We start from the raw sequence: 12,702 nt of genomic DNA on the forward strand, positions 1-12,702 counted from the left end.
GTTTAGATGAGTGCCGACAACGCCTACGCGGTCGAGCTGAAGGGACTGTCCTTCAAGCGAGGGACGCGCAGCATTTTCAATGACATCGATATTCGCATTCCGCGCGGCAAGGTCACCGGCATCATGGGGCCTTCCGGGTGTGGCAAGACCACGCTGCTGAGGTTGATGGGCGCACAACTGCGGCCCAGCGCCGGCGAAGTCTGGGTCAATGGTCAGAATCTTCCCGAGTTGTCTCGCAGCGACCTGTTCGATGCGCGCAAGCACATGGGCGTGCTGTTCCAGAGCGGCGCGCTGTTTACCGATCTCGACGTATTCGAGAACGTGGCGTTCCCGCTACGGGTCCATACCGACCTGCCGGAAGAGATGATCCGCGACATCGTGCTGCTCAAGTTGCAGGCAGTCGGGCTGCGGGGTGCCCTCGACCTGATGCCCGACGAGCTGTCCGGTGGCATGAAGCGTCGGGTCGCGCTGGCGCGGGCGATTGCCCTCGATCCGAAGATCCTCATGTACGACGAACCCTTTGTCGGCCAGGACCCGATCGCCATGGGTGTGCTCGTGCGCCTGATCCGCCTGCTCAACGATGCGCTGGGCATCACCAGTATCGTGGTCTCCCACGACCTGGCCGAAACCGCGAGCATCGCGGACTACATCTATGTGGTCGGCGATGGCCAGGTGCTGGGGCAGGGCACGCCGCAGGAACTGGCGGATTCGGACAACCCGCGTATTCGCCAATTCATGAAGGGTGATCCGGACGGGCCCGTGGCGTTCCATTTTCCGGCCACGGATTACCGTACCGATCTGTTGGGGAAGCGCTGATGCGCAAGAAATCGCTATTGGAAAGAATTCGCCTGTTCGGCCGCTCCGGCATCGACGTGGTGGCGGTACTGGGTCGTTCTTCGTTGTTCCTGATGCACGCCTTGCTCGGTCGCAACTCGACGGGCGGCGGCTTTGGCCTGCTGGTCAAGCAGTTGCACTCGGTGGGGGTGATGTCCCTGGTGATCATCGTGGTCTCCGGGATCTTCATCGGCATGGTGCTGGCGCTGCAGGGCTTCAGCATCTTGTCCAGCTACGGTTCGGAGCAAGCGGTCGGGCAGATGGTGGCGCTGACGCTGCTGCGTGAGCTCGGCCCCGTGGTGACCGCGCTGTTGTTCGCCGGGCGTGCCGGTTCGGCGCTGACGGCTGAAATCGGTAACATGAAGTCCACCGAGCAGTTGTCCAGCCTGGAAATGATCGGTGTCGACCCGCTCAAGTACATCATCGCCCCCCGCCTGTGGGCCGGCTTCATTTCCCTGCCGGTGCTGGCGATGATTTTCAGCGTCGTGGGGATCTGGGGCGGCTCGTGGGTGGCCGTCGACTGGCTGGGGGTCTATGAAGGATCCTACTGGGCCAACATGCAAAACAGCGTCGACTTTCTCGACGATGTCCTCAATGGCGTGATCAAAAGTGCCGTATTCGCTTTCGTCGTGACCTGGATCGCCGTGTTTCAAGGCTATGACTGTGAGCCCACGTCAGAGGGGATCAGCCGTGCCACAACCAAGACCGTGGTGTACGCCTCGCTGGCGGTCCTGGGCCTTGACTTTATTCTGACCGCCTTGATGTTTGGAGATTTCTGATGCAAAACCGCACCCTGGAAATCGGTGTCGGCCTTTTCTTGCTGGCTGGCATCCTGGCTTTGCTGTTGCTGGCCCTGCGGGTCAGTGGACTGGCGCCGACGGCAAGCACCGATACTTATAAACTTTACGCAAACTTTGACAATATCGCCGGTTTGACGGTCAGAGCCAAGGTGACCATGGCCGGTGTCACTATCGGCAAGGTCACGGCAATCGATCTGAATCGCGAGGATTTCACCGGGCGGGTAACGCTGCAGCTGGAAAAGCGCGTGGATAACCTGCCGACTGACTCCACTGCATCTATCCTCACGGCTGGGCTGCTGGGTGAAAAATACATTGGCATCAGCGTGGGTGGGGAAGACACCGTGCTCAAGGACGGTGGCGTCATCCACGACACGCAGTCGTCCCTGGTGCTCGAGGACCTGATCGGTAAATTCCTGCTCAATACCGTTAGCAAAGACGCCAAATGAGGAGCTTTTGAATGATCTCTATCTTGCGACGTGGCCTGTTGGTGTTGCTCGCGGCGCTGCCGTTGATGGCTAACGCCGTGGCGGCGCCTTCGGCCCATGACATCATCCAGGACACGACCACCCGGCTGCTGGCGGACCTTGCCGCCAACAAAGAGAAATACAAGCAGGACCCAAGTGCGTTCTATGACGCCCTCAACGGCATCGTCGGCCCTGTGGTCGACGCCGATGGCATCTCCAAGAGCATCATGACCGTCAAGTACTCGCGCAAGGCAACCCCGGCGCAGATGACCCGCTTCCAGGAGAACTTCAAGCGCAGCCTGATGCAGTTCTATGGCAATGCCTTGCTTGAATACAACAACCAGGGCATCACCGTTTCGCCGGCCAAGGACGAAAGCGGTACCCGCACCAGTGTCGACATGCAGGTCAAGGGCAACAACGGCGCGATCTATCCTGTGTCCTACACGCTCGAGAAAATCAACGACGAGTGGAAAGTGCGCAACGTGATCATCAATGGCATCAATATCGGCAAGCTGTTCCGTGATCAGTTCGCCGACGCGATGCAGCGCAATGGCAATGACCTGGACAAGACCATCAACGGTTGGGCCGGTGAGGTCGCCAAGGCCAAGGAAGTGGCTGAAGATGCCCAAGAGAAGCAGGCACAATGATCGAGTCGGTGAGTGAGTCGGCCGTTCGTCTGAGCGGGGCTGGTGAGCTGTTGCTCAGTGGCGTGCTGGATTACCGCACCGGCCCGGCCCTGCGCAAGCAGGGCCAGGCGCTGATCAAGTCCGTCAGTGCCGCCGAGGTGGTCATTGACTGCTCGGCGGTGCAGAAGTCCAGCAGCGTCGGCTTGTCGCTGCTGCTGTGCTTCATGCGCGACGCCAAGGCTGCCGGAAAAACGTGGAGCATCCGTGGGATGCCCGAAGACATGCGCGAAATAGCCCAGGTCAGCGAATTGACCGAGTTGTTGGCGCACCCCTGACCCACGTCGTTGGAAAAGTCCCCCCGTCAGAGTCCTGCTTCGCGGGGTTCGCAGGCGCGGGGCTTTTTTGTATGATGTGCGACCCGCGCGCACAGGGCGCCGATTGAGGTTGAGCATGCAGGCTGTAGAAGTGAAGAGCTTCCTTGAAGGAAAGCTGCCTGGTACGCAGGTGGAAGTTGAAGGCGAAGGCTGCAACTTCCAGTTGAACGTGATCAGCGATGAACTGGCGGCATTGAGCCCAGTGAAGCGTCAGCAGAGCATCTATGCCCATTTGAACCCATGGATCGCCGATGGCAGCATCCACGCGGTCACGATGAAATTTTTCAGCAGCGCGGCCTGGGCCGAGCGCACCTGAGCCCAAGGGCCTCGAGATTCTTATGGATAAACTGATTATTACCGGCGGCGTTCGTCTTGATGGCGAAATCCGTATTTCCGGGGCAAAGAACTCCGCCCTGCCGATCCTGGCCGCAACCTTGCTGTGCGATGGCCCGGTGACCGTGGCCAACCTGCCGCACCTGCACGACATCACCACGATGATCGAGCTGTTCGGCCGCATGGGCATCGAGCCGGTGATCGACGAGAAGCTCAGCGTCGAGATCGACCCGCGTACCATCAAGACCCTGGTCGCTCCGTACGAGCTGGTGAAAACCATGCGTGCGTCGATCCTGGTATTGGGCCCGATGGTCGCCCGTTTCGGTGAAGCCGAAGTCGCCTTGCCTGGCGGTTGCGCCATTGGCTCGCGTCCGGTGGACCTGCACATTCGCGGCCTGGAAGCCATGGGCGCGGTGATCGACGTCGAAGGCGGCTACATCAAGGCCAAGGCGCCGGAAGGCGGCTTGCGCGGCGCGCACTTCTTCTTCGATACCGTCAGCGTGACCGGTACCGAGAACATCATGATGGCCGCCGCACTGGCCAAGGGCCGCAGCGTACTGCAAAACGCCGCCCGCGAGCCTGAAGTGGTCGACCTGGCGAACTTCCTGATCGCCATGGGCGCCAAGATCAGCGGTGCCGGCACCGACACCATCACCATCGATGGCGTCGAGCGCCTGCATTCGGCCACCTACAAAGTGATGCCCGACCGGATCGAAACCGGTACCTACCTGGTAGCCGCCGCCGTCACCGGTGGCCGCGTCAAGGTCAAGGACACCGATCCGACCATCCTCGAAGCCGTCCTGGAAAAACTCAAGGAAGCCGGTGCCGAAGTCACCTGCGGTGAAGACTGGATCGAAGTGAACATGCACGGCAAGCGGCCAAAAGCCGTCAACGTGCGGACCGCTCCGTACCCGGCGTTCCCGACCGACATGCAGGCGCAGTTCATCTCCCTCAACGCCATTGCCGAAGGCACGGGCGCAGTGATCGAGACGATCTTCGAAAACCGCTTCATGCACGTCTACGAACTGCATCGCATGGGTGCCAAGATCCAGGTCGAAGGCAACACTGCCATCGTTACCGGTACCGAGAAGCTCAAGGGCGCGCCCGTCATGGCCACCGACCTTCGGGCCTCGGCCAGCCTGGTCATCTCGGCCCTGATTGCCGAAGGCGATACCCTGATCGACCGCATCTACCACATCGACCGTGGCTACGAGTGCATCGAAGAAAAACTGCAGATGCTCGGCGCCAAGATCCGCCGCGTACCGGGCTAGTCCCGGCTGCATGGGCACAAGGATGTGCCTGTTGAATAGTTTCAAATCGAGGGTGTTTGCACCCTCGATGTGTGTCCGGCGCCGCTTGCGACCGGGCATGAGTACCTTGATAAGGACTGACGTTTCCCATGTTGACCATCGCACTGTCCAAGGGCCGCATCCTTGACGACACCCTGCCGCTTCTGGCTGAAGCGGGCATTGTGCCGACCGAGAATCCGGACAAGAGCCGCAAGCTGATCATCCCCACGACCCAGGCCGACGTGCGCTTGCTGATCGTGCGTGCCACCGATGTGCCGACCTACGTGGAACATGGCGCCGCCGACCTGGGCGTTGCCGGCAAGGACGTGTTGATGGAATACGGCGGCCAGGGCCTGTACGAGCCCCTGGATCTGCGGATCGCCCGTTGCAAGCTGATGACCGCCGGTAAAGTCGGCGCGCCGGAGCCCAAGGGGCGTTTGCGCGTGGCGACCAAGTTCGTCAACATTGCCAAGCGTTACTACGCCGAGCAGGGCCGCCAGGTCGATATCATCAAGTTGTACGGTTCGATGGAGCTGGCGCCGCTGATCGGCCTGGCGGACAAGATCATCGACGTGGTCGACACCGGTAACACCCTGCGGGCCAACGGTCTGGAACCCCAGGATTTCATCGCTGACATCACCTCCCGGCTGATCGTCAACAAGGCTTCGATGAAAATGCAGCATGCCCGTATCCAGGCTCTGATCGATACCCTGCGCAAGGCAGTGGAATCGCGACACCGCGGCTGATTCACCTGCGCGACCTTGAGTCGCGCCCGTCTATCCGTGTCATAGCCAATTTTCTCAGGTGCCCACGCGAATGGACTGGTAGCTTAGGGCGCCTGAGCATTTGCCATTAATGAGGCCCTCGCTATGACCGCTCCCACTTCGATTCGCCGACTCAACGCTGCCGACCCGGATTTCGCACATCATCTGGATCATCTGCTGAGCTGGGAAAGTGTGTCTGACGACTCGGTCAATCAGCGGGTGCTGGACATCATCAAGGCCGTGCGCGAGCGTGGTGATGCCGCTTTGGTGGAATTCACCCAGAAATTCGATGGCCTGCAAGTGGCGTCCATGGCCGACCTGATCCTGCCGCGCGAGCGTCTGGAACTGGCCCTGACCCGGATCACCGTGCCCCAGCGCGAAGCCCTGGAAAAAGCCGCATCGCGGGTGCGCGACTACCACGAGAGGCAGAAACAGGACTCCTGGAGTTACACCGAAGCCGACGGCACGGTGCTGGGCCAGAAGGTCACGCCGCTGGACCGCGCCGGCCTGTACGTGCCGGGTGGCAAGGCGTCCTACCCGTCCTCGGTGTTGATGAACGCCATTCCGGCCAAGGTCGCCGGCGTGACCGAAGTGGTCATGGTGGTCCCGACTCCGCGCGGTGAAATCAACGAACTGGTGCTGGCCGCTGCCTGCATCGCTGGCGTGGACCGGGTGTTCACCATCGGCGGTGCCCAGGCCGTGGCTGCACTGGCCTATGGCACCGAAAGCGTGCCACGGGTCGACAAGGTGGTCGGGCCGGGCAATATCTATGTCGCCACCGCCAAGCGTCACGTGTTTGGCCAGGTCGGCATCGACATGATCGCCGGGCCTTCGGAGATCCTGGTGGTGTGCGACGGCCAGACCGACCCGGACTGGATCGCCATGGACCTGTTTTCCCAGGCCGAGCACGATGAAGACGCCCAGGCGATCCTGGTCAGCCCGGACGCCGAGTTCCTCGACAAGGTGGCCGCCAGCATCGATAAACTGCTGCCGACCATGGACCGCGCCGAGATCATCAACACGTCGATCAATGGCCGTGGTGCGCTGATCAAGGTCGATGACATGGCGCAGGCCATCGAGGTCGCCAACCGCATCGCGCCGGAACACCTGGAACTGTCGGTCGCCGACCCGCAGGCCTGGTTGCCGCAGATCCGCCACGCCGGTGCGATCTTCATGGGCCGCCACACGAGCGAAGCCCTGGGCGACTACTGCGCAGGTCCCAACCACGTATTGCCGACGTCCGGCACCGCGCGCTTCTCGTCGCCGCTGGGGGTGTATGACTTCCAGAAGCGTTCGTCGATCATCTTCTGTTCCGAACAGGGCGCGTCCGAACTGGGCAAGACCGCTTCGGTGCTAGCCCGTGGCGAATCGCTGAGTGCCCACGCCCGCAGCGCCGAGTACCGCATTCTTGATGAGAACGCCATTGACGGGCAGGGGAACTGAAATGAGTAAATTCTGGAGCCCGTTCGTCAAGAACCTGGTGCCCTATGTGCCGGGTGAACAGCCGAAGCTGACTCGCCTGGTCAAGCTCAACACCAACGAGAACCCCTACGGCCCATCGCCCAAGGCCTTGGCGGCGATGCAGACCGAGCTGAACGACAACCTGCGCCTGTATCCGGATCCCAACAGCGACCTGCTGAAAAACGCCGTGGCCCGGTATTACGGGGTGCAGAGCAACCAGGTGTTCCTGGGCAACGGCTCGGATGAAGTGCTGGCGCACATCTTTCACGGCCTGTTACAGCACGACCAGCCGCTGTTGTTCCCGGACATCAGCTACAGCTTCTATCCGGTGTATTGCGGGCTGTACGGCATTAAGTTCGATGCGGTGCCGCTGGATGAGCAATTCCAGATCGACCCGGCCGACTACGCCAAGCCCAACGGCGGGATCATTTTTCCCAACCCGAACGCGCCGACCGGCTGCCTGCTGGCGCTGGAAGCGGTCGAGCAAATCCTCAAGGCCAGCCCGGATTCGGTGGTGGTGGTCGACGAGGCCTATATCGACTTCGGCGGCGAGACGGCCATCAGCCTGGTGGACCGTTATCCGAACCTGCTGGTGACCCAGACCCTGTCCAAGTCCCGCTCCTTGGCGGGGCTGCGAGTGGGCCTGGCGGTGGGGCATCCGGACCTGATCGAAGCGCTGGAGCGGATCAAGAACAGCTTCAACTCCTACCCGCTGGATCGCCTGGCGAATGTCGGCGGCGCGGCGGCGTTCGATGATCGTGAGTATTTCGAGCGGACCTGCCAGTTGGTCATCGAGCACCGTGAATGGGTCGTGGCGCAACTGCAAGCCAAGGGTTTTGAAGTGTTGCCCTCGGCGGCCAACTTCATCTTCGCCCGCCACCCTGGGCACGATGCGGCAGGGTTGGCGGCGAAACTGCGGGAGCAGGGCGTGATCGTGCGGCACTTCAAGCAGGAGCGGATTGCCCAGTTCCTGCGGATCAGCATCGGCACACCGGAGCAGAACCAGGCCCTGATCGAAGCCCTCGGCGAACTCTAGAGTCCTGCATTGAACCTGTGGGAGTCTGTGGGAGCAAAGCTTGCTCGCGATAGTGTGTCAGTCACCTCAATGTTGGCTGATCTGACGCTATCGCGAGCAAGCTTTGCTCCCACAGTTTTTTGGGTGTTAGCAAGGTCGGAATTCCACCGCAAATCCTCTGTGGGAGCGGGCTTGCTCGCGAAGGCGGTTTATCAGTCAGTCTCTATGTGGCTGACCCGACGCCATCGCGAGCAGGCTCGCTCCCACAGTTGTTTTGGGGTGTTCGCAAGGTCGACATTCCACTGCAAATCCCCCTGTGGGAGCGGGCTTGCTCGCGAAGGCGGTGTGTCAGTCACCTCAATGTCGGCTGACCTGACGCTATCGCGAGCAAGCTTTGCTCCCACAGTTGTTTTGGGGTGTTCGCAAGGTCGACATTCCACCGCAAATCCCCTGTGGGAGCGGGCTTGCTCGCGAAGGCGGTGTGTCAGTCACCTCAATGTCGGCTGACCTGACGCTATCGCGAGCAAGCTTTGCTCCCACAGTTTTTTGGGGGGGTAGCAAGGTTGGAATTCCACCGCAAATCCCCTGTGGGAGCGAGCCTGCTCGCGATGAGGCCTTTGGATCAGACCCTGAACTGATTGATCAACCGCCGCTGCTGCTCTGCCAGTTTGGTCAGCCCGGCGCTGGCCGCGCTGGACTCGTCGGCACCGCTGGCCACCTCGTTCGCCACTTGCCCGATGTTGATCACGTTGCGGTTGATATCATCGGCGACGGCGCTTTGTTCTTCGGCGGCACTGGCGATCTGGGTGTTCATGTCGTTGATCACCGACACGGCCTGGGTGATCGTTTCCAGGGCCTGGGCCGCTTTCGCCGCATGCTGCACGCTTTCATCGGTACGGTGCTGGCTATCTTCCATCACGCGCACCACGTCCCGGGTGCCTTGTTGCAACTGTTGGATCATCGCCTGGATTTCTTCGGTCGCCTGCTGCGTCTTCTGTGCCAGGTTGCGCACTTCATCGGCGACCACCGCGAAGCCACGGCCCTGTTCACCGGCCCGTGCGGCTTCGATGGCGGCGTTGAGGGCCAGCAGGTTGGTCTGCTCGGCGATCCCACGGATGGCGGTGAGGATCGCGTTGATGTTCTCGCTGTCCTTGGCCAGGGTCTGCACCACACCCACTGCCTTACCGATTTCCACGGCCAGGGCACCGATGGAAGTGGAGGTGTCCCGCACGATCTGCATGCCCTGGCTGGCGGCCTGGTCTGCATGACTGGCGGCCTGGGCGGCTTGGGTCGCGTTGCGGGCCACGTCCTGGGCGGTAGTGGTCATTTCGTGCACGGCAGTGGCGACCTGATCGATCTCAGACATCTGCTTGTGCACGCCCTGGTTGGTGCGGATCGCGATATCGGCCGTGTGCTCCGATGAGTCGCTGACGCTCTGCACCGAAGTCACCACCTGGGTGATCATGCCCTGCAATTTGCTCAGGAACGTGTTGAAGCCCCTGGCGATCGCTCCCAGTTCATCGGCGCGGTCGCTGACCAGGCGCCGGGTCAGGTCGCCTTCGCCCTGGGCGATGTCATCGAGCATCGCCACCATTTGCTTGAGTGGCCGGGCAATGCCGTGGCCCACCAGCCAGATCACCAGCAGACCGATGCCGGCAATCACCAGGCCCACCATCGCCATGCCGAAGATATCGGCCTGGCGCTGATGGTCGAGGTCTTTTTGCAGGGCTTGCAGGTCGGCCATGACCGCATTCAGCGGCAGTTGCAGCATCAACGTCCAGCGGGCGTTGGTCTCGCCGATGCCGAACGGCATGTACACCTCGATATGCCCGTGTTCTTCGTCGATGTCATAGCGCACCTCGCCAATGCCAAGCTTGGCGAGGTTATCCAGTTCACTGGCATCCAGCAGGTCGCTGGCCTTTTCCCCGAGTTTGCTCGGGTCCTTGGTGAAGGCCACCAGCCGGTTGTTGCTCGAGAGCAAGGCCATTTCCCCGGCGCCGTCGTACAGCTTGCCGTCGGCGGCCACGAGCATGTCCTGGATGAAGTTCACCGACAGGTCGGCACCGACGATGCCCTGGAACTTGCCATCGATCATGATCGGTTCGATGAACGAGGCGAGCATGGTCATCGTGTTGCCAACGCGATAGGGCGCCGGGTCGATCACGCAGGCTTTCTTGCTGTCCTGGGAGCACAGGTAGTACTCACTGGCGCGGATGCCGGTGGAGAGCAGTTTCTGGTCGGTCACGTCGGCGAGTTTTTCCAGGCCCAGGGAGCCGTCCTGGTTACGAAACCACCAAGGCAGGAAACGCCCGTTGGTTTCCATGCCCAACACCTGACTGTTCACATAATTGGCGTCATCGTGGTCGATGGCATTCGGCTCCCAGGCGATGTAGGCGCCGAGGATCTTCGGGTTACGTACCACGGTTTCGCGCAACAGGCTGATCATTTGCTCGCGGGGCACCTTCAATTGCGGGTTGCCGTCCGCGCCGTTCATGCCCATCAAGGCGTTGCTGGTGGCCAGGCCACGGGCGAGCAGCAGCGGTGCTTCCAGTTCCCGCTGGATCAGGCTGGCCTGGGTGCGCGCCAAGGCACTGAGGCGTTGTTCGATGAGTTGTTCGAACTGCGCCGTGGTTCGCTGTTGCACCATCTCTTGGGTGCGGGCGCCGGCAAACAGTGCGTACAGCACAAGGGCGCCGACCACGCTGAGCACGATGGCACCGGCCAGGGCGGCCACGGAAAACTGGATCGATCTGAATTTCATAAAGGCTCCGGACGCGGAAATGACGTCTGGAGTCTTTATCGGCGTTTCTGTGGCGCGGCATGAGGCGCTGTTCGTCGGTTGACTGTTTTAGCTGCGTGGGTGTCGCAAATGAACTGGGTAGGCCCTGTCCGAAAAATCTGTAATCGCTCGTTGTGTATCTGGCGCCGATACAAATCAAGGCCTAGGATACGCCCACGTTTCCAGGGAGCTTCTTTTACATGAACAAGACATTGATGGTGAGTGCTCTGAGCGCGGCTCTGCTGCTCGCCGGTTGCCAGTCGGTCAATACCACCAGCGGCGGAGCCGTGGGCGTGGAGCGCAAGCAGTATATGTTCAGCATGCTGTCGACCGAGCAGGTCAACCAGATGTACGCCCAGTCCTACCAAAAGACGATGGGTGAGGCGAGCGCCCAGGGCGCGCTGGACAAGACCAGCAACGATGCCAAGCGCATCCAGGTCATTGCCGACCGCTTGATCGCCCAGGCACCGGTGTTCCGCCCGGATTCGGCGCAGTGGAACTGGGAAGTGAACCTGATCAAGAGCGATGAACTCAACGCCAATTGCGGCCCTGGCGGCAAGATCATGTTCTACACCGGCCTGATCGACCAGTTGAAGCTGACCGACGCTGAGATTGCCGCGATCATGGGCCACGAAATCGCCCACGCCCTGCGCGAGCACGGGCGCGAAGCGATGTCCAAGGCCTATGGCATCGAGATGGCCAAGCAGGGCGCTGGCGCCTTGTTCGGCCTGGGCCAGGACAGCCTGGCGTTGGCCGACACCGTCGCCAACTACGGCATGACCTTGCCCAACAGCCGTGGCAACGAGAACGAAGCCGACCTGATCGGCCTCGAACTGGCTGCCCGCGCCGGCTACGACCCGAACGCCGCGATCACCTTGTGGAACAAGATGGCCAAGGCCTCGGAAGGCGCGCCGCCGGAGTTCATGAGTACCCACCCTTCGTCGAGCAGCCGTATCGCTTCGTTGCAGGCGGCGATTCCGAAGGTGATGCCGCTGTATCAGCAGGCCAAGAAGTAAGCATTGTTGTGGGAGCAAAGCTTGCTCGCGACAGGGGTGGCGCAGACGTCAATCAGACCGCGTCATCGTTTATCGCGAGCAAGCTATGCTCCCACAGTTATCCTCAGCCCAAGGTGTGACACAGGGTCAAACCCACCCACTACTCTGCATCGCCTTGTACACCGCCACGATCGCCAGGACGAAGAATGCCGAGGCGGCCAGGCGGCGGATCAAGGTAAGGGGTAGTTTCTCGGCGGCGAAGTTGCCGGCCAGGACCACCGGCACGTTGGCGATCAACATGCCCACCGTGGTACCGATGATCACCAGCCACAACTCCGGGTATTGCGCAGCGAGCATCACCGTGGCGATCTGCGTCTTGTCGCCGATTTCCGCCAGGAAGAACGCAATCAGCGTGGTCAGGAACGGTCCGAACTTACGGGCCGTGTTCGTTTCTTCATCGTCCAGCTTGTCGGGGACCAGGGTCCACAGTGCCGTGGCCGTGAAGCTTGCCGCCAGTATCCAGTGCAAGACCGCGTCGGAGAAAAAACCGCTGACCCAGGCGCCGACCGCGCCGGCTGCCGCATGGTTGGCGAGTGTCGCGGCAACGATGCCTGCGATGATTGGCCAGGGTTTGCGAAAGCGAGCCGCCAGGATGAGCGCGAGCAATTGCGTCTTGTCGCCGATTTCGGCCAACGCAACGATAGCGGTAGGTACGAGGAGTGAGTCCAGCATCAGGAGTTCCTAAAGGGGCGGGTCGACACGGCTATGACACGTACAACCTTCCCGCCCCGGGTAAGGTGTGCGTGTCATAGGTCTTGTCAAACCCAGCGACCATCTGCGTGGACGCTTGGGCCGCATACGCCATGGTCTGCTGACCAAGTATGTTGACGTATGCCGGGCGAGCATGGCGCTCGCGGGAGACTACTCCCCTAGGACGGAGCGGATTCTGCCTAGGCAAATCCGATTGG

General features: G+C 61.3%; 13 protein-coding genes, 1 pseudogene and 1 riboswitch. Of the genes and pseudogenes, 11 read left to right on the forward strand and 3 right to left on the reverse strand.

All coding sequences use genetic code 11. The features are described 5' to 3' along the window. The first annotated feature begins 6 nt into the window (after positions 1-6). The 10 genes from PBDP_RS04720 (at position 7) to hisC (ending at position 7,981) form a co-directional block, all read left to right on the forward strand. Positions 7-816: an ATP-binding cassette domain-containing protein gene (locus tag PBDP_RS04720; RefSeq protein ID WP_024618943.1), complete on the forward strand. Its 810-nt coding sequence runs from the start codon at positions 7-9 to the stop codon at positions 814-816. After that, entirely contained in the window at positions 816-1,613 is a 798-nt protein-coding gene (gene mlaE / locus PBDP_RS04725) for a lipid asymmetry maintenance ABC transporter permease subunit MlaE (protein WP_079302654.1), read from the forward strand. Before PBDP_RS04720 ends, mlaE begins: the two co-directional genes overlap by 1 nt. After that, positions 1,613-2,080, forward strand: a complete 468-nt coding sequence (gene mlaD, locus PBDP_RS04730) for an outer membrane lipid asymmetry maintenance protein MlaD (RefSeq protein ID WP_003178020.1) — start codon at positions 1,613-1,615, stop codon at positions 2,078-2,080. Before mlaE ends, mlaD begins: the two co-directional genes overlap by 1 nt. Positions 2,081-2,091: 11 nt before the next feature. After that, entirely contained in the window at positions 2,092-2,745 is a 654-nt protein-coding gene (locus PBDP_RS04735) for an MlaC/ttg2D family ABC transporter substrate-binding protein (protein WP_109753556.1), read from the forward strand. Positions 2,746-2,753: 8 nt separating this feature from the next. Next, positions 2,754-3,059, forward strand: a complete 306-nt coding sequence (locus tag PBDP_RS04740) for an STAS domain-containing protein (protein WP_212802476.1) — start codon at positions 2,754-2,756, stop codon at positions 3,057-3,059. A 115-nt stretch (positions 3,060-3,174) separates the two neighbouring features. Then, positions 3,175-3,414, forward strand: a complete 240-nt coding sequence (locus PBDP_RS04745; protein WP_007953556.1) for a BolA family protein — start codon at positions 3,175-3,177, stop codon at positions 3,412-3,414. A gap of 22 nt (positions 3,415-3,436) precedes the next feature. Next, a complete protein-coding gene (murA, locus tag PBDP_RS04750; protein WP_041020860.1) occupies positions 3,437-4,702 on the forward strand; it encodes a UDP-N-acetylglucosamine 1-carboxyvinyltransferase in 1,266 nt (421 codons plus the stop codon). Between the two features lie 128 nt (positions 4,703-4,830). Further along, a complete protein-coding gene (hisG, locus tag PBDP_RS04755) occupies positions 4,831-5,466 on the forward strand; it encodes an ATP phosphoribosyltransferase (protein ID WP_047228656.1) in 636 nt (211 codons plus the stop codon). Positions 5,467-5,589: 123 nt separating this feature from the next. Beyond that, a complete protein-coding gene (hisD, locus tag PBDP_RS04760) occupies positions 5,590-6,927 on the forward strand; it encodes a histidinol dehydrogenase (protein WP_212801885.1) in 1,338 nt (445 codons plus the stop codon). A gap of 1 nt (position 6,928) precedes the next feature. Further along, a complete protein-coding gene (gene hisC / locus PBDP_RS04765) occupies positions 6,929-7,981 on the forward strand; it encodes a histidinol-phosphate transaminase (RefSeq protein ID WP_109753558.1) in 1,053 nt (350 codons plus the stop codon). A gap of 601 nt (positions 7,982-8,582) precedes the next feature. Here hisC and PBDP_RS30240 read toward each other — a convergent pair. Both PBDP_RS30240 and PBDP_RS30245 read right to left on the reverse strand, forming a co-directional pair. Next, a complete protein-coding gene (locus tag PBDP_RS30240) occupies positions 8,583-9,425 on the reverse strand; it encodes a methyl-accepting chemotaxis protein (RefSeq protein ID WP_371925589.1) in 843 nt (280 codons plus the stop codon). 15 nt (positions 9,426-9,440) lie between these two features. Then, positions 9,441-10,721: pseudogene (locus PBDP_RS30245) on the reverse strand (methyl-accepting chemotaxis protein); the annotation flags it as partial. A gap of 218 nt (positions 10,722-10,939) precedes the next feature. Here PBDP_RS30245 and PBDP_RS04775 point away from each other — a divergent pair. After that, entirely contained in the window at positions 10,940-11,755 is an 816-nt protein-coding gene (locus tag PBDP_RS04775; RefSeq protein ID WP_109753560.1) for a M48 family metallopeptidase, read from the forward strand. 126 nt (positions 11,756-11,881) lie between these two features. On the opposite strand, the gene PBDP_RS04780 is transcribed toward PBDP_RS04775, so the two are convergent. Then, positions 11,882-12,466, reverse strand: coding sequence for a TMEM165/GDT1 family protein (locus tag PBDP_RS04780; RefSeq protein ID WP_109753561.1), 585 nt, complete (start codon positions 12,464-12,466; stop codon positions 11,882-11,884). Positions 12,467-12,554: 88 nt separating this feature from the next. Continuing rightward, a riboswitch (yybP-ykoY riboswitch) is annotated at positions 12,555-12,677 on the reverse strand. Between the last annotated feature and the right edge of the window lie 25 nt (positions 12,678-12,702).

This window comes from Pseudomonas sp. St290 (assembly GCF_018325805.1).
Lineage (GTDB): Bacteria > Pseudomonadota > Gammaproteobacteria > Pseudomonadales > Pseudomonadaceae > Aquipseudomonas > Aquipseudomonas bijieensis.

Excerpts from the sequence above, each read along its gene's own strand:
- PBDP_RS04780 (WP_109753561.1), bottom strand. The coding sequence starts at position 12,466 with ATGCTGGACTCACTCCTCGTACCTACCGCTATCGTTGCGTTGGCCGAA.
- PBDP_RS30240 (WP_371925589.1), bottom strand. The coding sequence starts at position 9,425 with ATGATCACCCAGGTGGTGACTTCGGTGCAGAGCGTCAGCGACTCATCG.
- PBDP_RS04775 (WP_109753560.1), top strand. The coding sequence starts at position 10,940 with ATGAACAAGACATTGATGGTGAGTGCTCTGAGCGCGGCTCTGCTGCTC.
- PBDP_RS04735 (WP_109753556.1), top strand. The coding sequence starts at position 2,092 with ATGATCTCTATCTTGCGACGTGGCCTGTTGGTGTTGCTCGCGGCGCTG.
- mlaD (WP_003178020.1), top strand. The coding sequence starts at position 1,613 with ATGCAAAACCGCACCCTGGAAATCGGTGTCGGCCTTTTCTTGCTGGCT.
- hisG (WP_047228656.1), top strand. The coding sequence starts at position 4,831 with ATGTTGACCATCGCACTGTCCAAGGGCCGCATCCTTGACGACACCCTG.
- hisC (WP_109753558.1), top strand. The coding sequence starts at position 6,929 with ATGAGTAAATTCTGGAGCCCGTTCGTCAAGAACCTGGTGCCCTATGTG.
- PBDP_RS04745 (WP_007953556.1), top strand. The coding sequence starts at position 3,175 with ATGCAGGCTGTAGAAGTGAAGAGCTTCCTTGAAGGAAAGCTGCCTGGT.
- PBDP_RS04720 (WP_024618943.1), top strand. The coding sequence starts at position 7 with ATGAGTGCCGACAACGCCTACGCGGTCGAGCTGAAGGGACTGTCCTTC.
- murA (WP_041020860.1), top strand. The coding sequence starts at position 3,437 with ATGGATAAACTGATTATTACCGGCGGCGTTCGTCTTGATGGCGAAATC.
- hisD (WP_212801885.1), top strand. The coding sequence starts at position 5,590 with ATGACCGCTCCCACTTCGATTCGCCGACTCAACGCTGCCGACCCGGAT.
- mlaE (WP_079302654.1), top strand. The coding sequence starts at position 816 with ATGCGCAAGAAATCGCTATTGGAAAGAATTCGCCTGTTCGGCCGCTCC.